The organism is Aureitalea marina, assembly GCF_002943755.1.
GTDB classification, from domain to species: Bacteria; Bacteroidota; Bacteroidia; order Flavobacteriales; family Flavobacteriaceae; genus Aureitalea; species Aureitalea marina.
The window spans coordinates 21307-40520 of the sequence record NZ_MQUB01000001.1 but is presented as its reverse complement, the minus strand read 5'-3'; the positions used below and the strand labels follow the sequence as shown (position 1 = coordinate 40520).

At 46.5% G+C, this 19214-nt stretch carries 19 protein-coding genes; 6 read left to right on the top strand and 13 right to left on the bottom strand.

Features of this window, described 5'->3' with window-relative positions:
- Nucleotides 1–10 precede the first annotated feature (10 nt).
- From BST85_RS00195 to BST85_RS00180, 4 genes are read right to left on the bottom strand one after another with little or no spacing between them, the layout of a single operon-like run.
- Entirely contained in the window at nt 11–328 is a 318-nt protein-coding gene (locus tag BST85_RS00195) for an Hpt domain-containing protein (protein WP_146090605.1), read from the bottom strand.
- Entirely contained in the window at nt 325–2433 is a 2109-nt protein-coding gene (locus BST85_RS00190) for a PAS domain-containing sensor histidine kinase (RefSeq protein WP_104811410.1), read from the bottom strand. Before BST85_RS00190 ends, BST85_RS00195 begins: the two co-directional genes overlap by 4 nt.
- The gene (locus BST85_RS00185) at nt 2430–2969 is read right to left on the bottom strand and encodes a heme NO-binding domain-containing protein (protein ID WP_104811409.1); all 540 of its coding nucleotides are present in this window, start codon (nt 2967–2969) and stop codon (nt 2430–2432) included. The genes BST85_RS00190 and BST85_RS00185 overlap by 4 nt, the downstream gene beginning before the upstream one ends.
- Nucleotides 2970–3374 (bottom strand): response regulator, encoded by a 405-nt coding sequence (locus BST85_RS00180; RefSeq protein WP_104811408.1) that lies wholly within the window; start codon nt 3372–3374, stop codon nt 2970–2972.
- A gap of 155 nt (nt 3375–3529) precedes the next feature.
- Here BST85_RS00180 and lhpI point away from each other — a divergent pair, with 155 nt between their 5' ends.
- Genes lhpI through BST85_RS00155 form a run of 5 tightly spaced genes read left to right on the top strand, consistent with a single transcriptional unit; the run spans nt 3530 to nt 9458 of the window.
- The gene (gene lhpI / locus BST85_RS00175; protein ID WP_104813837.1) at nt 3530–4492 is read left to right on the top strand and encodes a bifunctional Delta(1)-pyrroline-2-carboxylate/Delta(1)-piperideine-2-carboxylate reductase; all 963 of its coding nucleotides are present in this window, start codon (nt 3530–3532) and stop codon (nt 4490–4492) included.
- Nucleotides 4479–5540, top strand: coding sequence for a proline racemase family protein (locus BST85_RS00170; RefSeq protein ID WP_104811407.1), 1062 nt, complete (start codon nt 4479–4481; stop codon nt 5538–5540). Before lhpI ends, BST85_RS00170 begins: the two co-directional genes overlap by 14 nt.
- On the top strand, nt 5540–8566 hold the full coding sequence (locus tag BST85_RS00165; protein WP_104811406.1) for an aminotransferase class III-fold pyridoxal phosphate-dependent enzyme: 3027 nt from the start codon (nt 5540–5542) through the stop codon (nt 8564–8566). The genes BST85_RS00170 and BST85_RS00165 overlap by 1 nt, the downstream gene beginning before the upstream one ends.
- A 1-nt stretch (nt 8567) precedes the next feature.
- Complete coding sequence (locus BST85_RS00160; protein ID WP_104811405.1) at nt 8568–8996, top strand: YybH family protein; 429 nt, start codon at nt 8568–8570, stop codon at nt 8994–8996.
- A 15-nt stretch (nt 8997–9011) separates the two neighbouring features.
- On the top strand, nt 9012–9458 hold the full coding sequence (locus BST85_RS00155; RefSeq protein WP_342750368.1) for a GNAT family N-acetyltransferase: 447 nt from the start codon (nt 9012–9014) through the stop codon (nt 9456–9458).
- Here BST85_RS00155 and BST85_RS00150 read toward each other — a convergent pair.
- The 6 genes from BST85_RS00150 to BST85_RS00125 are packed head-to-tail and all read right to left on the bottom strand — an operon-like array spanning nt 9455 to nt 16192.
- On the bottom strand, nt 9455–10702 hold the full coding sequence (locus BST85_RS00150) for an NAD(P)/FAD-dependent oxidoreductase (RefSeq protein WP_104811403.1): 1248 nt from the start codon (nt 10700–10702) through the stop codon (nt 9455–9457). The two genes, BST85_RS00155 and BST85_RS00150, sit on opposite strands and share 4 nt — an antisense overlap.
- A 1-nt stretch (nt 10703) precedes the next feature.
- Complete coding sequence (locus BST85_RS00145) at nt 10704–11714, bottom strand: 4-hydroxyproline epimerase (RefSeq protein WP_104811402.1); 1011 nt, start codon at nt 11712–11714, stop codon at nt 10704–10706.
- Nucleotides 11707–13422: a DUF885 domain-containing protein gene (locus BST85_RS00140; RefSeq protein WP_104811401.1), complete on the bottom strand. Its 1716-nt coding sequence runs from the start codon at nt 13420–13422 to the stop codon at nt 11707–11709. Before BST85_RS00140 ends, BST85_RS00145 begins: the two co-directional genes overlap by 8 nt.
- 5 nt (nt 13423–13427) lie before the next feature.
- Complete coding sequence (locus BST85_RS00135; protein ID WP_104811400.1) at nt 13428–15014, bottom strand: aldehyde dehydrogenase (NADP(+)); 1587 nt, start codon at nt 15012–15014, stop codon at nt 13428–13430.
- A complete protein-coding gene (locus tag BST85_RS00130; RefSeq protein WP_104811399.1) occupies nt 15011–15277 on the bottom strand; it encodes a DUF1272 domain-containing protein in 267 nt (88 codons plus the stop codon). The genes BST85_RS00135 and BST85_RS00130 overlap by 4 nt, the downstream gene beginning before the upstream one ends.
- Before the next feature lie 3 nt (nt 15278–15280).
- Nucleotides 15281–16192: a dihydrodipicolinate synthase family protein gene (locus BST85_RS00125; protein WP_104811398.1), complete on the bottom strand. Its 912-nt coding sequence runs from the start codon at nt 16190–16192 to the stop codon at nt 15281–15283.
- Between the two features lie 128 nt (nt 16193–16320).
- Between BST85_RS00125 and BST85_RS00120 the strand changes: the two genes are divergently transcribed.
- Nucleotides 16321–17184, top strand: a complete 864-nt coding sequence (locus tag BST85_RS00120; protein WP_104811397.1) for an AraC family transcriptional regulator — start codon at nt 16321–16323, stop codon at nt 17182–17184.
- On the opposite strand, the gene BST85_RS00115 is transcribed toward BST85_RS00120, so the two are convergent.
- Genes BST85_RS00115 through BST85_RS00105 form a run of 3 tightly spaced genes read right to left on the bottom strand, consistent with a single transcriptional unit; the run spans nt 17166 to nt 19209 of the window.
- Nucleotides 17166–17525 carry an MmcQ/YjbR family DNA-binding protein gene (locus BST85_RS00115; RefSeq protein WP_104811396.1) on the bottom strand — a complete coding sequence of 120 codons (360 nt, stop codon included), beginning with the start codon at nt 17523–17525 and terminating at the stop codon, nt 17166–17168. The genes BST85_RS00120 and BST85_RS00115 overlap by 19 nt on opposite strands.
- On the bottom strand, nt 17522–18463 hold the full coding sequence (locus BST85_RS00110; RefSeq protein ID WP_104811395.1) for a transglutaminase domain-containing protein: 942 nt from the start codon (nt 18461–18463) through the stop codon (nt 17522–17524). Before BST85_RS00110 ends, BST85_RS00115 begins: the two co-directional genes overlap by 4 nt.
- Complete coding sequence (locus tag BST85_RS00105; protein ID WP_104811394.1) at nt 18463–19209, bottom strand: cyclase family protein; 747 nt, start codon at nt 19207–19209, stop codon at nt 18463–18465. Before BST85_RS00105 ends, BST85_RS00110 begins: the two co-directional genes overlap by 1 nt.
- Nucleotides 19210–19214 lie beyond the last annotated feature (5 nt).

Here is a 19214-nt window from a genome sequence, read left to right as displayed (position 1 = left end):
TAAAGAAATATTACAATTCTTCAATAAAGGTAATAATTCGTTTCAGAATTTGATCAAAATTTTCTTTTCCATCCAAGCTGCCATTTCTGAGGTTCTCTTCATACTTCGCCGTGAGCGCATACCCATTATCCATTCCGAGCAAACTAACCTTATGTTTGATCTTGTGCACGATCCCAGCTCGTTGTTCGAAGGTTCCATTTTGAATATGATCTTCATACAGTTCGATCTCTTGTGGAAGCTCTTGTTTAATGATCGAAATGAGTTTCTTCCGGAAATTATGATCGCCGGCTGCTATTTTATCGATATAAGAAAGATTTGGGGACATCATTCTTTTGGTTTTTTGTTTAAGGTGAAATAGAATGTGGTCCCTGTTCCAACTCCGCTTTCCAACCAGATTCTGCCTTGATGGAGATCGATGATCTTTTTTACAATGGAAAGCCCAACTCCGGTCGATTCCTTAATGTCACTCAAAGACTCGAATATTTTAAAGATCTTTTCATGGTATATAGAATCGATACCTACCCCATTATCTGCCACGCCAAAGACGTTTTGGCCATCGACTTCTTTCCAAAATACACGGATTTGTCCTTGCTCTTTATCGGTATACCGAATGGCATTCCCGATCAGGTTCTGATACAACTGGATCAAACGCGTTTGATCTCCCTTTATCTTTGGAAAATTGTCATCGACAATGATTTCTATGTGACTGGGAACATGAAGTAATTGTAATGCATCCGTTATGACCTGATCAACATGAATCTCTTTAGACTGAAAGGATTCATTGTTGATACTACTGTAGGATAAAATTCCCGTAATCAGCCCCTCCATTTTCTCCAGGGTCTTGCCAATCAGATCAAAGTTTCGAAGCGTTTTTTCGTCCCAAGCTACCTTATTGTCCTGTTTGATCCAATCTACCAGGGCATAAATGTTGCGCAAAGGTGACTTCAAGTCGTGGGAAACGATATGGGCGTATTCTTCCAATTCGGCATTACTCGCCTCTAATTGTTCCAGAAGCTCTTTACTCCTTCTTTCAGCCTTTAGTCGTTCTTGTAAGTTGAGGGCATTCTGAATTTGCATGGACACCAAATTGGCCACATTATGCAATGCTTTTAAGTGTTCTGTGGTAAAATAATCTGCATCCTTGTGTTCAGAATCAATGACTGCAATCACCTTTCCATTGGATAAAATTGGGACCGTGATCTCTGACAATCGGAAAGCGTCATCCACAATATACCGAGGGTCCTGATCCGTATTCTTGATGATCTCGGATTGCCCGGAGGAGGCTACGGATCCTACGATCCCTTGTCCCAGGGGGATGATGATCTGATCGATAACTTCTTCCCCGGATGGGGCTTTGGCTCCAAATGCGGCAATTTGTTCTAATTGGCCATTACGGTGGTCAACAATATAGATGACACAATCATCTGCGTTGAGATACTCTGCAATACGGTGAACGATCTCCCAGGCAATCCGGTAGAGGTCAATCTCTCCTAAAATGGCTTTCGCCACTTCATTGATCACATTGATCATCAAGCTCTTCTCCCTTTCTGCTGTTATGTCCTCCACTATGGCCACCTGATACTTGACCTTGTTCTCTATGTCGCTTAACATACTCACTTTCGTACGGGCCCAAACAACCGAATGGTCTTTTCTTTTATATCTCTTCTCCTGTGAAAACTCACTAATATCACCTGATTCAAGCCCATCCAACAACTTTTTAGAGTCTATCATGTCCTGTGGCAAGGTTAGGTCCGAGATTCTCATATTCACAAGCTCGGTCTCTTCGTAACCTAAAAGATCACAAAAAGCCTGATTGGCTTTTATTATTCTCTGATCTTCGGCCAATATGATTCCCAATGAGGAGTTGTCCACAATGATGTCCAATTCCCTTTTTTGGTTCTCAATGAGTTGTTTATCGGCCATTGATTCGGTAATATCTCGTGCGATACCCTGTGCAGCGACCGGTCTCTTGTTAAAATCATAAATTAAACTAGCATTGATCTGTACCCATTTCTCTAATCCTTCACCTATGCTAAGTCGAACCTCGAAATTTTCGATCATCCCATTTTCTCTAAGTGAATTGTACGACTCCTGGGTATGTCGAATATCATCCGCCGCCACAAAATCAAGGAGATTCTTCCTGCCGTCTTTCAACGAATAATCCAGTAGTTGCTCTGCGGACTCATTCATCCTGAGGATATTCCCCGCTAGATCCATAACCACATAGGCGTCCAATATATTGGTGAAAATACCCTGTAACTGCGAATTCTTCTCAGTTACTGAAGCTTTCAACTGCTTATTGGCCCGTTGCAGATCCTGGGTTAGCTCATATAGCTCAGAAGATTTGATTTCCAGGATACGTTCCGATTCCTTACGAGCAAGTCGCTCTCGCTTGAGTGCTCTCTGGAGTATGTCTGAACGGTCATTGCTCATTTCTTTCGAATGGTAAATCGAACCTTTGTCCCATCATCCTTTAGTTTTTGATAGGAAATATCGGCAGATTGGTCAAAGTGATTGAAGGTTTGTTGCATAAGTCCGTGGCCCAGGCTATACAAGGCTCTGCTAGACTGATAATCCATGACCAGTTCTGAGTCAGATCTGGATATCACGGTGAAGGTCGGAAGCTCGGCATCCGAATATATCTTGCGAACTTCGACATGGATATGGGATTCGATGGAACTCAACAAATCCATAGGATCGCTGTAGGTGTTCATCAATCCAGGATAATTCGTGGCCAGGGTAGCAAATAAGTGTTCTGCAAATACGTAAAGCAGATCATCAGGCGCGATAGCTGTTTCCTTGCTCAGGTTACCCAATAACTGAACCATCTCACCAAAGGAGTAGGTGCCTACCCCTGTGTAAACTCCATTGGACTTCAATTCTGAGGATTTGATAATGGTATCCACCATTTCCAGCCCAAATTTCTCCTCGACCAATTCGAGGAATTCAGTGAAAATTATTCCTTTCATTTAATTTGATTTGATCAACTCGTTGATACTCCAATAAGATAATGCTTTTTCGATTCGGTCCACGTATTCTTCGAACTTTAAAGGCTTGATTATGTAGCCCGAGACACCAAGCTCATATGCCTTTTTCAAATCCTTGGTATTCATCGAGGTGGTCAGTATGACGGTGGGTAAATAGCACCAGCTTTTGTGTTCTCTTAGAATCTGTAAAAACTCCAAACCATTCATTTTTGGCATATTCAGATCCAGAAAGATCAAATCTGGCAATTCCTTATTCTGTGCTAAAAATTCGATCGCCTCTTCCCCATTTTTAACACTCACCATGGCATGACCAGAATCGTGTCCCTTCATCGTCTTTTCAAATTTCATCTTCTCGATAAGATCGTCTTCAATCAACAGTACGCGCATGTCATGCAATTTTTGTAAAAATGAACTATTTTTTAGCGGTAAGCGGTTTTGGCAAGTTAAATATATAATAAGTGTCGACGAATGACGGATAAGTGTCGACGAATGATTTCGCAATTTTGGTTGCCCCGGTTTCTGCTTCTGCTTACCTTTATAAAGTGCGCAGTCTACCATTTATCTCGGGCTCATTCATAGAAGAGAAAACCCGGTATCAGGCACTGACCGAGGTACTGCGGTCTGGCTTTTCCAATAAAGAGATCGTCTGTCCCAGCCGGCATCACCACCAGTTTGACAATTGGCATTTGGACAACGAGACCACCATGCTACTCATGCCGGCCTGGAACCCAGGTGAGGTTGGAGGGATTAAAGTTGTAAATATAAATCCTGGTTACTACAACTCAGGCAGACCCAGCATACAGGGGGCCTACCTGCTTATGGATGCCAACAAGGGTGATTTTCTCGCCGTATTAGATGGAGCAGCCCTCACGGCCAAGCGGACTGCTGCTACCTCTGCCCTGGCTTCAACTTATTTAAGCAGACCAGAGAGTTCTAAACTTCTCATGATCGGAACCGGGATCTTGTCCAGAGAAATGATCCTGGCTCATGCTGCAGTAAGACCAATCGAAGAGGTTATGATCTGGGGTCGTACCACGGAGAAGATTCAATCCGTTCAGGAAAGCATAAAAAAAGAAGCATTCCGAAAAGTGGATCATTTGTCCTTGGAGGAAGGATTAGCATGGGCGGATATAATCTGTTGTGCCACCTCCGCAACCCAACCTTTGATACTAGGAAAATATCTCAAGCCCGGGCAACACCTGGATCTTGTAGGTAGTTTTAAACCCCATGCCCGAGAAGCCGATGATGACGTGATTCGCAGAAGCCGGATCTTCCTGGACGAGATGGCCACTGGCCTAGTGGAAAGTGGTGACATCGTCATACCCCTGAAAACCGGGATCTTGAAAAAAGAGGAAATCGTTGGCGATCTCTTCCAGCTTTGCCGTAGTGAAATTACCGGCAGAAAGAACGACCAGGAAATTAGCTTATTCAAATCTGTAGGCCATGCAGTAGAAGATCTGGTGGCCGCCAAACATTACCTCGATCTCTACCATGCGAATTTATAATCGTATAACTGAACAAGCCCAAGCCCGCATCCCGAAAGATTGGCTCCAGATTCAGACCGTTGACATGCATACCGGAGGAGAACCGCTCAGGGTGATCATCTCTGGGTATCCACCCCTGGAGGGCAACAACATCCTGGAATACAGACGCTACTGTAAGAAACATCTTGACTACTTGAGACAGGCTTTGATGTTTGAACCACGAGGTCATGCCGATATGTATGGTTGCCTGATCGTACCACCCAATGACCCCAAGGCAGATTTTGGTGTTATTTTTATGCACAACGAGGGTTATTCGACCATGTGTGGACATGCCGTCATCGCTCTATCTACTCTGGTTGCGGAGCAAGGTTGGATGGACATTGAAGAAGGGATGAACACACTGAGAATTGATGCGCCATGTGGTCGAATTGAATCGCATATACAGGTCGAAAAAGGAAAAGTTGTGGACGTGAATTTTCATGGGGTACCGAGCTTTGTGATTGCATTGGATCAGGAGGTCGATGTCCCAGGAATTGGAAGAGTGGTCTACGATCTGGCATACGGTGGAGCCTTTTATGCCTATGTAGATCTGGACAAGAATAAATTAGAACTAGATCTGCACGCTCATTCCACCGATAAGTTGATCGATCATGGAAGAAGAATTAAGCAGGCCGTAATAGAACATGGAATCGGATTTCATCATCCGTTTGAAGCGGATCTCTCATTTCTCTACGGTACCATTTTCATCGGCCCTCCGATTTCTGAGATCGCGGATAGTCGAAATGTTTGCATCTTCGCGGACGGCGAAGTGGACCGATCACCAACGGGCTCCGGAGTTTCGGGCAGGATGGCCATCCATCACGCCAGGAACGAAATTGAGGCTGGAGATGTGCTTACCATAGAAAGTATTACTGGTTCTCTTTTTACTGGAAGTGTGGTAAATGTACAAACCTATGGACCATTCACTGCGGTAATACCAGAAGTTTCCGGAACGGCTCATATGACAGGAATCCACACTTTTATAATTGACCCAAGAGATCCTTTTAAGGATGGATTTTTATTGCGCTAATGAAGACAACTATCCCATCCATTTCTGTCCAACAAGCTGAAGAATTGCTCAAGCTACACTATGGACTCGATGCAACGGCTACTTATTTATATGGAGATCAGGACCTGAATTATCAAATACACTCTCCTGAGGGCAACTTCCTCCTTAAATTATCGACCGATCAAAGGGCTAATCGAACACGCCAGGAACAGGAAAAAATACTGGTTGGCTTGGTGGGCAAAATCTCTGACCTGAGTATTCCCGGACTGAAACCGGCTCTAAATGGAGCTTTGGAGATCAGCACCCAAGTAGGTCAAAAAACGATCTCGGTTCGTTTATTCAGCTGGATAACCGGTCGTCTTTGGGCCAATGTAAATCCTCATACCCAAAACTTGCGCGCCCAGTTGGGCAGTGCGGCGGGAAAACTGAATCGGGCCATGCGGGAACTACCTCAGCAAGAGGGAAGATCCAATTTTCGATGGGACCTGGCTCAAAGCAATTGGACAACCGACCATACAAACGACTTCCAGGGTGAACGACTAGAATGGATACGGTATTTCCAAGGGCGTTTTGAAGATTTACAACCCGCTTACGGAAATCTCAGAAAGCAACTGATCCACAATGACCTGAACGACTACAACATTGTGGTGTCCGAGGAAGCCATTGAACCGCAAGTAAAGGGTTTTATCGATTTTGGGGATGCCTGCTATTCCCAGTCTATTAATGAACTTGCCATACTGATCACCTATGCGGTAATGGGAACGTCAGAACCCCTAGGTGCGGCCTGTGAGGTGATTTTGGCCTATCAAGACCAATCTCCACTGCAGGAAGATGAATTAATACATCTCTATGCCTTGGTAGGTATGCGGCTAGTTACAAGTGTCACCGTCTCGCATATTCGCAAACAAGAGGACCCGGAAGATGAGTATTTGGTCATTTCTGAAGAACCAGCCTGGAATCTTTTGGAACAATGGTTCCAGCTTTCCGAAGAGTTGGCTCACTACAGTTTCAGAAATGCCTGTGGCAAACATGCACATCCCAGCCAAGACGCATTTTATCAATGGGCCAATGGGCTGGAGATAGATATCAGGGAGTTATTCCCGGATCAACAAGATAAAAAGGAAGTGGTCCTTTTGGACCTCAAGCCATCTTCCACTTGGGCCGGAAGCAGAGAGGAATTCAACGACCTGGATCTTTTCCAGTTTCGAATCGATCGGTTGCAGGCTGAATTCGCGGATAAATTTATCGCTGGAGGTTACCTGGAACCTCGTCCACTTTACACTTCTACGGCTTACGACCGAGATGGAAACTCGGGGTCTGAAAGCAGGACAGTTCACTTAGGAGTCGACTTTTGGTTGCCTGCTGGAACTCCTGTTCACGCACTTTTCCACGGTACAGTTTTCACAGCCACCAACGATGCCGGATTTAAAGAATACGGAGGTCTTATCATCCTAAAGCACAAAGAGAATGGTATAGAATTCTTTACCCTATACGGCCATTTGAGCGCCGATAGTCCAAATCAGTTTGCGGTGGGGGACACAGTTGAAAAGGGTCAACAATTAGGCGTTTTGGGAGAACCTTCAGAGAATGGTGTTTGGGCCCCTCATTTGCACTTTCAGATCATGTTGAGCATGTTGGACTACACCCTGGACTTTCCGGGAGTGGGTTACAAAAGTGAGTTAGCGGTTTGGAAGAGCCTGTGCCCCGATCCCAACTTGCTATTCTCTAAGGAAGAATTGACAACTCAATATGACGCTGAGACCGAAGACCTGATCCATAGAAGGTCCCGGTCCCTTGGAAAAAGCTTGAGTCTTTCCTACAGAGAACCCCTGCATATTGTTCGCGGTGACGGGCCTTATCTTATGGATCCATGGGCGCGTAAATATCTGGATACTGTGAATAATGTGGCTCATGTGGGACACGAACATCCCGCGGTGGTTCAGGCGGCGAAGAAGCAGCTAAGTGTGTTGAATACAAACACCCGCTATTTACATCCTGCCGTATTGGATTATGCCGATAGACTCCGAAAGAAACTCCCTGATCACATAGAAGTCATCTACCTGGTGAATTCTGGAAGCGAGGCCAACGAATTAGCGCTTAGAATGGCCAATACCTGGAGTGGATCGAAAGAAATACTTGCCTTGGAAATGGGTTATCACGGCAACACCAATGCCGTAATTGATGTGAGCTCGTATAAGTTTGACCGCAAGGGAGGGGGAGGTAAACCTGCTCACACCCACCTCCTTCCACTACCCGATCCATTCCGGGGAATACATACTGATAAAGACTGTGGGGAAAAGTACAGCCGTTATGCCTTGGAACGGTTAAAGTCCATTGAACGTAATGGTACTGGCCCTGCAAGTTTCATTCACGAAAGTATTTTGAGTTGTGGAGGTCAGATCGTCCCTCCCGAGAATTATTTTAACCAGATTTACTCCATGATCCAAGAAGCCGGCGGACTGTGTATTGCGGATGAAGTACAAACGGGTTTTGGACGGACAGGGTCGCGTTTCTGGGCTTTTGAACTCTTTGGACTTGAACCGGACATAGTAACCATGGGAAAACCAGCTGGTAACGGACATCCTCTGGGCATAGTAGCCTGCACTCGTAAAGTGGCCGAGCGATTTGCCAATGGAATGGAATTCTTCAATACTTTCGGAGGTAATCCGGTAAGTAGCCGGACAGGCAAGGCGGTCCTGGACGTCATCCTAAAAGATGAATTGCAAAGCCATGCTCAGAAGATGGGCGACTATTTAAAAGCCGGCTTGAGAAAGCTACAACAAGAACATCCTATTCTGGCAGATATTAGAGGAGAAGGATTATTCCTTGGAGTAGAACTATGCGACTTAGAAAAGCGTCCATTGACTCCTCAAACAAACTACCTGGTCAACCGGATGAAAGAATTTGGTATCTTGACCAGTAGTGACGGACCCGATGAGAATGTGATCAAGATCAAGCCACCCATGGTATTTGATAAGGTGAACGCGGATGAGTTCCTTGGCAGGCTCTCACAAATAATAAGTGAAGACTTCATGAAAAAGATATGATATGAGAATAATCCTAATTTTTTTGGCCGTCCTTCTGAGCGACGGAATTATTGCTCAAACACGTTCAGAGGATGAAAAATCTATCCGTGCTGTAATGGCCAAACAACAAGAAGCCTGGTCCAATTACGACCTGGAAGGCTTTATGGAAGGCTATTGGAAGAACGATTCGCTTAAATTCTTCGGTTCCAATGGTATAACCTATGGCTGGGATCAGACTTTAGCCAATTACAAAAGAGGTTATTCTAACAAAGAGGTAGCGGGTACATTGAATTTCACTTTAGAATCCATAACGCCTATCGAAGAGGGAAGCTATTATGTGATGGGAAGGTTTCATCTGGAAAGGCCCATGGGAGATGCCCGGGGAATATTCATGATCATTTTTAAGAAGATCGATGGCCAATGGAAGATCGTGGCCGATATGAGCTGCTAGACCATGCAACCACTGGTGCGAAAAGCTACGATGGACGATGTGCCCGTACTGCTGCAATTCGAACAGGGATTGATCCAGGCAGAGCGTCCTATGGACCCTACGATCAAAGACGGGCATATTCACTATTACGACGTCCGCGATTTTATTCGCGATGAGGACGCCGACCTTTTTGTGGCCGAACTGGATGGTGAACTGGTGGCCTCAGGTTACGCCAAGATAAAAGGGGACCGTCATTATTTAAAACACCATCGACTGGGCTATCTGGGCTTTATGTTTGTGCCGCCCCAACACCGCGGCAAGGGATATAATAAACTGATACTGGATGTATTGATCCAATGGTGCCGGGAACGCGACCTGCAGGAGATCAGGTTGGATGTTTACGATGTGAACGATCCGGCAATCAGGGCATACGAAAAGGCGGGCTTTGTAAAGCACCTCATCAATATGCGTTTACCGCATTAGAACTTACGATCAGGGTCAAACGGACTCAGATCCATTGAAGTTGGTTGACCTGAGATCAACTCGCTGATCAACAAGCCGGTTGCCGGTCCCATGCTCCACCCCATCATGGCATGTCCTGTAGCGAGTACCAGATTACTGCATTTTGCAGTGCGTCCGATATAGGCCATTCCGTCGGGTGAAACTGGCCTTAAACCACACTGAGCATCGGCAATTTCCTCTGCTTCGATCTGAACACCCGGATAGTATCTCTTTGCCGCCTGGGCAATGGCATTGACCCGTTCCTTTCTGACATGGTGATTGATCCCGGCTATTTCCATGGTTCCGGCAAATCGGGTATAGCCGTTCATTGGGGTGACCGCTGCCTTGGCCTCGCACAAGATGGCCGGCATCTGAATCTTGTTATCCCCATGGGCATTGATGCGGTATCCTTTTCCACCTTCCAGCAGGAGGTCCAGTCCTAATTGATTGGCCAGGGAACTACTCCAGGAACCCGCAGCCAGGATTACCTCATCTGGCTGATATTCTGATTTATCGGTCACCACACGGATAATCTGCCCATTTTTACGCTCGATTGTTGTGACCTCTTCTTGCTTTCGTATGGTTACCCCCATAACGGGCAAACTGGATTTCAGGTCCTGCATGAGTTCTGTCGGAGTAGTATGACCGTCACAGGCATAATGAACGGCACCTATGATATCCAACTCGCAGTCCGGCTCCATCTGCCTGACCTCTTCCATGCTGACCTCCCTGGCTTCTAAGCCGTGCTGTTGGGCAAGTTCGGCCAACTCGATCTCATGCTCTAACATGGACTCTGTCTGGCAATACATCAGTAATCCTTTACGTTCCAACTGGAACTGCCAATCATTCTCGTTCCTTATCTCTGTGAAGAGCTCCCTACTGATCAGGTTGATATCCCGTATGGCCTTGATGGATCGGTCAACATTGGCCTGGCTGCAACTTTTGTTAAATGCCCAGGCCCACCTCAAGAAACTAGGGTTAAGTCGAGGTTTAATATAGAGTGGACTGGCAGAATTGAACATCCACTTAAGCCCTTGTTTCATAACACCAGGTGCTGCCAGGGGTACGATATGACTCGGGGTTAAATATCCTGCATTGACATAGGAGGCACCGTAATCCATGGTGGATTTATCCACAACAGTGACATCATGCCCGGCTTTCTTCAAAAAGTAGGCGGTACTCAAACCGACTATACCTCCTCCTATGACTAGCACCTTCTTACCCATATCAGATCACTTGAAATCCGTAAGCATAAGGGTCATCCTGAGGATCAATGGAGATGGTATTTTCCCCATAGATCCTGGCCCAACCCTTGATAGACGGAATAATCGCCTTGTGGTTTGCTAAATTGGTCTCTTGTACAATTCTCCCCGTAAAGGTAGAACCGATAAAACTTTCGTGCACATAGTCCTGCCCAACCTTTAACTGGCCTTTGGCGTGTAATTGGGCCATCCTGGCAGATGTCCCTGTTCCACATGGAGAACGATCAATCGCCTTATCGCCATAGAAAACGGCATTTCTTCCATCCGAATTTGGATCAATCGGATTACCGGTCCAGAGCATATGCGTTATATCACGGATGGTAGGGTCTTCCGGGTGGATAAAACAATCGGGATATTTTTCGTTCAGTCGTTTCCTGACCACTTGTGAAAATTGGATCAACTCTCCAGCGGTAAAATCTTGAACCCCCGAAAAGTTTTCCTGAGGATCAACTATGGCGTAAAAATTCCCTCCATATGAAACGTCGATCTTGAGCTCACCTAAACCTGGACAATCTACGGTCAGCCCCTCACCAGCCAGATAACTCTTCACATTGGTCAAAGTGACAGACCGGACCTTACCTGCTTCTTCTTGATATTGTACTACAACCAATCCCGCTGGAGTTTCCAAACGCAGCTCTCCCGGCTCTTTGGGCGTGACCAACCCTTTCTCGATGGCAATGGTTACCGTTCCTATGGTTCCGTGGCCACACATCGGCAAGCACCCGGAGGTTTCTATAAATAATACTCCAACATCATTGGTGGGGTCTGCGGGAGGATAAAGCAAGCTTCCGCTCATCATATCGTGTCCACGAGGCTCGAACATCAAACCGGTTCTGATCCAATCGTATTCCTCCAGGAAATGCTGCCGTCGCTCGCTCATTGAGCTGCCCCGTAATTCAGGTTTTCCTGTCAAAACTACCCGGACCGGATTTCCACACGTGTGGGCATCAATACATTTGAAGCGGGTTTCACTCATCCTTCTTTGCAGCAATGTAATTGTTCATGCGTTTTTCCAAAATAGCCAGGGTTACGGTTCCCTGCTCCAGTATCACCTCGTGGAACTCACGTATATCGAAATCTTCTCCCAGTTCAGATTCTGCTTTTTTACGAAGTTCCCTGATCTTTAGCTCTCCTATCTTGTAAGACAGGGCCTGACCAGGCCAGGAGATATAGCGATCGGTTTCCGTGTTCACCTCATGCAGGGATAGTGCGGTATTGGAAGCCATAAAATCGACTACCTCATCCCTGGACCAACCCAAGGCGTGAATACCTGTATCCACCACCAAACGGCAGGCCCGCCACATTTCATAGGTCAGCTGGCCAAACTTCTCATAAGGCGTAGTGTACATTCCCATCTCCTCTGCCAGGAATTCCGTATATAGTCCCCAACCCTCTCCGTAAGCGGAGAGATAGAGATTTCTGCGGAACTGCGGTATACTATCCCCTAACTCGTTGTTCAGGGCACCCTGCAAATGATGACCGGGAACAGCTTCATGTACCGTTAAGGCCGGAAGCGTATAAAGTGTCCTGCTAGGAAGATTATAGGTATTTACCCAATAATAACCGGGCCGGGTACTGCCTGCGGAAGTACCCACATAACGCCCTCCCGTGTATTTCGGCGCAATGGCATCGGGTACGGGAGCTACTCCATAAGGCATACGGGGCAAGGTCTTAAAGAATCTCGGCAGTTGCTCGTCGGCCCGCTTTGCCATGTCTCTGGCAATCATCAATAATTCCCTCGGTGTCTTGGCATAGAATTGTTCGTCGGTTCGCAGAAATTCCAGGAACTCATCAAAACTGCCTTCAAATTCCACCTCCTTTATGATCTCTTCCATCTGTGCCCTGATCCGTGCGACCTCAGCCAGCCCGATCTCGTGAATATCCTGCGCAGTATATTGGGTACTGGTGGTGTAAAAGTTGATCCGGTCCTGGTAGTATTCAGCTCCACCCGGACGGTCCGAAACTCCAATGGCATCCCTGGTTTTAGGCAGGTACTCCGTTTCAAAGAATTCCTTGATCCGTTTGAATTGAGGAATAACAACTTGCTCTACCGCCTTCCGTCCTTCAGTCATAACAGAGTCTTTCTGTTTCTGGGTCATCTGCTCGGGTAAATTTTTAAAAGGAGAGTAAAAGAAGCTATCCTCATAATTAGCAACTATATGATCATCGTAGGTACTCTCATACCCTTTGAAGATGATCTTTGGTTGGGAGACACCTTTTTCCAATCCCGCCCGAAGATTGGCAAAATACTGATCCACGAAATCCGGAATGGCATTAAGCACTCGCAAATAATTAATGGCTTGCGCATAATTATTGATGGGACGCACCCGATAATTCAGGTTCAGGTGAAAACCAGAATCGGATAAAAGTGGATTCAGATAACCTTCAAAATTGACATAGGCGATCCGGTCTCTTAGCACGAATGCAAGCAACTCCAAGGAAATTTGTTCGGTCTCATTGAGATCGCTTCCATCGATCTTTTCAACCTCAGCCAACAGATCCTTGAAAAAGGTGGCATCCTTCTCATAGCGCTCAGGGGTAACCAAGCCTAGTGGATACTTCCTACCATCATAACTACTGTAATCCTCATAGGCATCAATGGCTTCGGCCAATTGCTCACTACTCTGAGCATTGAGACTTAGCGACAGGATAGTGAATGCGAATATTACGATCTTATTTCTCATCTGAATTAATTTATGGGTCGGTCCGTCCAACGATTATTGACCTGCCTGGATATCCCTAAAGGGTTAGCATTCTTCAACTCGTCCGGTAAAAGCTCGTCAGGCCAGCTTTGGTAACTAAATGGCCGCACCCATCGCTTGATGGAATGAACTCCCACTGCTGTAAACCGACTATCGGTAGAAGCTGGATATGGGCCACCGTGCAACATGGAAGGACAAACCTCGACGCCGGTTGGAACGCCATTATAAATAATGCGGCCTACCCTATTTTGAAGAGCATCTATCATTCCGGGATATTTACGCGCCTCTCCGTCCTCGGCTATGACCGTTCCTGTCAGTTGTCCTTCTAACTGCCGGATGATCTCAATAAGCTGTGCCTCATTTTCACATTGAACAACCAACGAATAAGGACCAAAGACTTCCTGGTGAAGTCGAGGGTTGTCTTTGAAAATGGAACCGGAGACTGTAGTTACAGTTTGCCTTGCGTGATTAACAGCTACTTCCTGCTCAAATTGTGCTACTATCTCCACCCCTTCCTGACCTTGAGCTGAAGTCTTATTGTTTTCATAAGCACCAATGATGTTTGGGTGCAGCATACAGCTTGGATCGATCTTGAGTATCTCTTCTGACAGATGACTGATGAAATTGTCTAATCCTTGACCCGCCAATCCCAGGATCAATCCGGGATTGGTACAGAACTGCCCAGTCCCTAAGGTGATGGATCCGGCATAGGTCTTAGCCAACTCCGAAGCCCTCCTATCCAAGGCATCTGGTAAAAGGACAACAGGATTTACACTACCCATCTCGGCAAAGACCGGTATGGGTTCTTCCCGGGCAGCAGCCAGGTCGAACAACGCACGGCCTCCATTAATACTACCGGTAAACCCGACAGCCTTGACCTCAGGGTGCTTAACCAGCTGAACACCAACCTCTATCCCACTACTGTTCAAATTGGAGAATACCCCGTTAGGCATCCCTGTTTGTTTGGCAGCTTTAACGATGGCCGAAGCCACCAATTCACCTGTGCCTGCGTGCATGGGGTGGGATTTCACGATCACTGGGCATCCGGCAGCCAGAGCCGCCGCTGTATCCCCTCCTGCCGTTGAATAAGCCAATGGAAAGTTACTGGCACCAAACACCACCACCGGTCCCAAAGGAATGTTCATCTTGCGCAGATCAGCTTTCGGAATTGGTGCCCGATCCGGAATTGCTGTGTCAATAGTAGCTTCCACCCAGGAACCTTCTCGTAAGAGCTCCGCGAAAGAGCGTAATTGAAAGACGGTTCGGCCGCGTTCTCCTTGAGCTCTTCCTGAAGGTAATCCCGTTTCTGAACAATAGGTATCTATGAGTTCGTCGCCCAATTCCAAAATGCCATCGGCTATAGCCTCCAGAAAGGCCGCCTTTCGCTCTCCTGAAAAAGTTCGAAAATCTTGAAAGGCCTCTGTAGCTAGATTTACGGCCCTGTTGATCTCCTCTGGAGTAGCTTCCGTAAAACTGGTCTGATTGGGCAAATTTAATTTGGGGTCGAAGGAATGATAGGTCTTTTCTCCTTGAGCAATTAGCTGTTCACCTATATAGTTTTTTCCGCTGATCATGTTATGTTATGTCGTTTATGATGGGCCGGCACATCCACCGGTTTGTGAATGATCTTAGTGGATGTGGGATACTTATCCAATAGCCTGGCCGGTCTGATGGGACGAGGTTGAAATCCTCCTCCGCAATTCGGACAAATTCCTCCCAAAACACCTTCTACACAATCTACACAGAAGGTGCACTCGAAGGTACAGATCATAGCTTGATCGGACTCCGGGGGGAGGGCAGTATTACAGTGTTCGCAACTTGGCCGTATTTCCAGCATGAACTAAGACTTATAATCTGGTAATTCCGGCCTGTTTGCCAACCCAGTTTTTATTACCTCCAGGACATGTGCGCGCTCTGCACCTACCAATGGCAGTCTTGGAGCCCTTACCTGCTCCGATCCCAATCCTGTGGCAACCTCGGCCAATTTGATGTTCTGAACTAATTTAGGGTTAATATCCAACTCCAGCAAGGGTAGGAACCAGCGATAAATTTCGATGGCCTCAGCTATTCTTCCTTTCCGCTGCAATTCGTATATAGCTACTGTCTCCGCCGGGAAGGCGCACACCAAACCGGCGATCCAACCATCTGCACCCATCAAAAGACTCTCCAAGGCTAAAGTGTCTACTCCAGTCATGATCTTAAGCCGATCCCCAAAGGCGTTCTTTATCCGGGTCACATTAGAAATATCCCGAGTCGACTCCTTCACGGCCTTTATATTCTCGCAACTCAGTAGCTGCTCGAACATAGGCAGGGTAACCTCGATCTTATAGTCTACCGGATTATTGTAAACCATAATGGGAAGATCCGTGCTGTTGGCTACTGCTTTAAAATACTCTACAGTTTCCCTGTCTCCGGCCTTGTAACGCATTGGCGGTAACATCATCAGACCATCCGCTCCATCTTGTTGGGCTTGCTCTGCAGCAAGTACCGCACCTTTTGTAGACTGCTCGGCAATATTGATCATTACAGGAACCTGGCCGTTTACGTGCTTACTGGTAAAGCGGGTCAGTTCCCTTTTCTCTTCTACCGATAAGGTGCTGGCCTCTCCAAGTGTTCCACCCAACACAATGCCGTGGACACCGGCATTCAGTTGAGCATCTAGATTGTGTGCAAAAAGATCCAGGTCCAGTTGGTCTTCTTTTGTGAATTTGGTGGTGACCGCTGGCATCACCCCTTTCCATTGTACGCTCATAATTGAATTTTTACCATTACAAATTTAACCCTGCAGTGGATAGCCAATTAATGAGAGATTGTCTACTTTTGATACTATATTTCCATTTTAAGTCCAAAAAATTTGGATATAATGCAAAAATTTAGAGAATGAAGGTTTTACCCTTTACCATTCCTAAGTCCGGGAAAGCGGCGATCATTGTACAGGAAGACCAGCAAGAAGTATTCTATGAACGCTTGCATCAGCACCCTGAAGTACAGCTTAGCTATATTATAAAGGGACAGGGCACCGTCTTTTGTAAGGACAGTGTCCATCCCTATCAGGCCGGAGATCTTATTTTGATCCCGGGAGGAATACCGCACGTATTCAACAGTCAGAAACAGCAAGAAGGACTCCATCACCGTATATCGGTTTTTTTCGAATCTCCCTGGTTAACGGAGACCATCGATCGCACTCCGGAACTTACTCGTTTAAAGTCCTTATATCAGCATCTGGAGCGAGGATACCTTTGGCATGGATATTCAGCCAAGTGGAAAAGCAGTATGAACACCTTGCTCAAGTCCAGGGGAATAAATCGATTTATGGCCTTTATGGATCTTATTCCAAGCTTATCTCGGACAGATGGAGAATGGTTGACCAGCTCAGACCATACCGTTCCATATGACTTGACCGACAGTCGGCGAATGACAGCCGTGATCGATTATACCATGAACCAATTCAGTCAGCGAATTCGTCTCGAGGAACTGGCTAATGAGATGGCCATGACTCCTTCCAGCTTCTGTAAATACTTTAAGAAAAGAACGGGCAAGACCTACTTCGGATTTCTGAACGAGGTAAGGATTGAGCACGCATGCCGAAAGTTGATCGACCAACCAGAAGAGTCCGTGGCCCAGATCGCAGAGAACTCAGGCTTTACCAATATGGCTAATTTCAACAGGCGTTTTAAAATGGGGACCGGACTGACCCCAAGGGAATACAAAAAGCAACAAAAGGATCAGAGCTCGTCCAATTGAGACTTGACTTTCCTGGTGAGTTTGGATACCACCAGGTCATAGGAGTGATCGATCAACTCCCGGATCAATGATTCGGGCAGGTTTCGCTCCAGTTCGAGGGTGTTCCAATGTGCTTTGCTCATGTGATATCCTGGGTAGATCAGGCCATCGTACTCTTCCCTGAGCACAATTGACCGTTCCGGGTCACACTTTAAGTTGGCCCTGGCCGGATTGTATTCCAGACCAGTAAGGGCAAACATCTTCCCCATGACCTTAAAGACCAGGGTCTGCTCGTCAAAAGGAAAGGACTCGGTCACACCTTTCTTAGCCAGGCAGTAGGTTCTGAACTCTTCTATATTCATCGTTCAATGCGATAGGCCAATACAGGTTGCTCGTCAAAATAGATCATCAATTGCTTTGGAGTGTCCTCCGGTAGTGGAACCTGAAAATACAGGATCTCCCCTACTTTGTTATACATCACCTCAGCTAATTGACCCCCAAAGGAATATCCAACGCGTTTCACCTGAGTGGCCGTTAACTGAAAGTTGACCAGCCCCCTCATTTCTTTAGCACTAAGTATTCCCTCCTCCGGAGAAATGAGATCTTGAACCTTTAAGCTGTGATCCAGGAACAGCGGAAAATAACTAAAGCGCTCTGCACTGACGGGAAACGGGAACAAACTATCCTCATACATCTCAGGATAATGTGATCGAAGCAAGAGTTCTGGCGGGGTTTTGAAGTAGAAGAAATCCGGGTCCGGTTCAAACTTATCGGTAAATCTTCCAGCTCCCCAAGTGGTATCGAACAAATAAGGATCCCCCTGGATATAAGCGACGTTCCAAATGTGGTTTTGCCGGTAATCTCCACCGATATCATTGACGGTGGCCTTGGCCTGTCCTCTTACCAGGTAGCTGTTGATTCCCAAGAGCTCACAAAGCCGTTCAAATAACATAGCATATCCCTCACAAACAGCCTCCCGGTCCTGGATGGTCCTTAGGATTATGGCCTCGCGCTTTTTTTCATCCTTGCGATTGCGTTCCTTATAGGACCTGAAATTGTAGTCGTAGCGTTCGTACTGAGTAGGATCGTATTGAACATTATTTATTATCCATCCAAAGACTGCCCTGAGTTTATCCTGGTCCAAATAGAAGTCCCGCTCTATCAAACGGGCCAGATCTTCGGGTTTTTCAAAGCGCTCCGGATAAAGCAATAGCGTATTGTCTACGTGGGCATAATCCTGCGACCAGCAGGCCGATGAGATCATGAAAAAATATATCAGGAAAAGGGCTGATCTGATCATCACTGAAAAGAGTAAAGAATCGGTTTACTCGGGCTCGCATTATTGTCAAATGGAGCAATCTGCAAGTTGAGCAAATAACTTCCGTCCTGGATGCTGTTCCTGACATAGACCATCTCGGTAATGGTGGCTGAGTGTCTGGTGTTTTCAGGATAGTCCCAAAACGCTCTATGGGCCAGTAGTTCTCCTCCGTCCTCTTCGCGGTCTACCGAAGGTTGATCGATCAGCAAATGTTCAATTCCCATCTGCCGGATCAAGGCGGCAGCCTCTTCAAGCAAGTAGGGCCAATTGGTATGGCTGTAGTGCTTTTTCTTTTTGGTCGAAGTATTGGGTAAGGTCCGTATGATAAGCGCCTCTGGATTTTTACCCTCCAGCACCTTTTTAAGTTGTTTAGCAGAGATCACCAAATCCTCTCCCTGACTCTCCGGCGCCACCGTGATCAATTCTGCCATAAAAAAGAATTTGTTCAGAGCCCTGTCTACCGAGTTGAACTCCGGGGTAATATGCCCAACACATTCCGTATGTGTTCCATGTGCATGGGGGTTGAACCGAATCTCATTGAAATTGATGGAGGCCCCTTCACTTACCTGGGCCGTCCACTCCCCAATTCGAACAGGCTCTATGGATGGAGGACCCACATACCAGGCGATCGGGTTCTTCTCTGACCCTCTCAATGAGATCGAGATGTCCAATGGTTTATCCAGATCGACCAGGATTTCCCTGCCATTATGTTCTAAGGTGATCCGCATGGAGG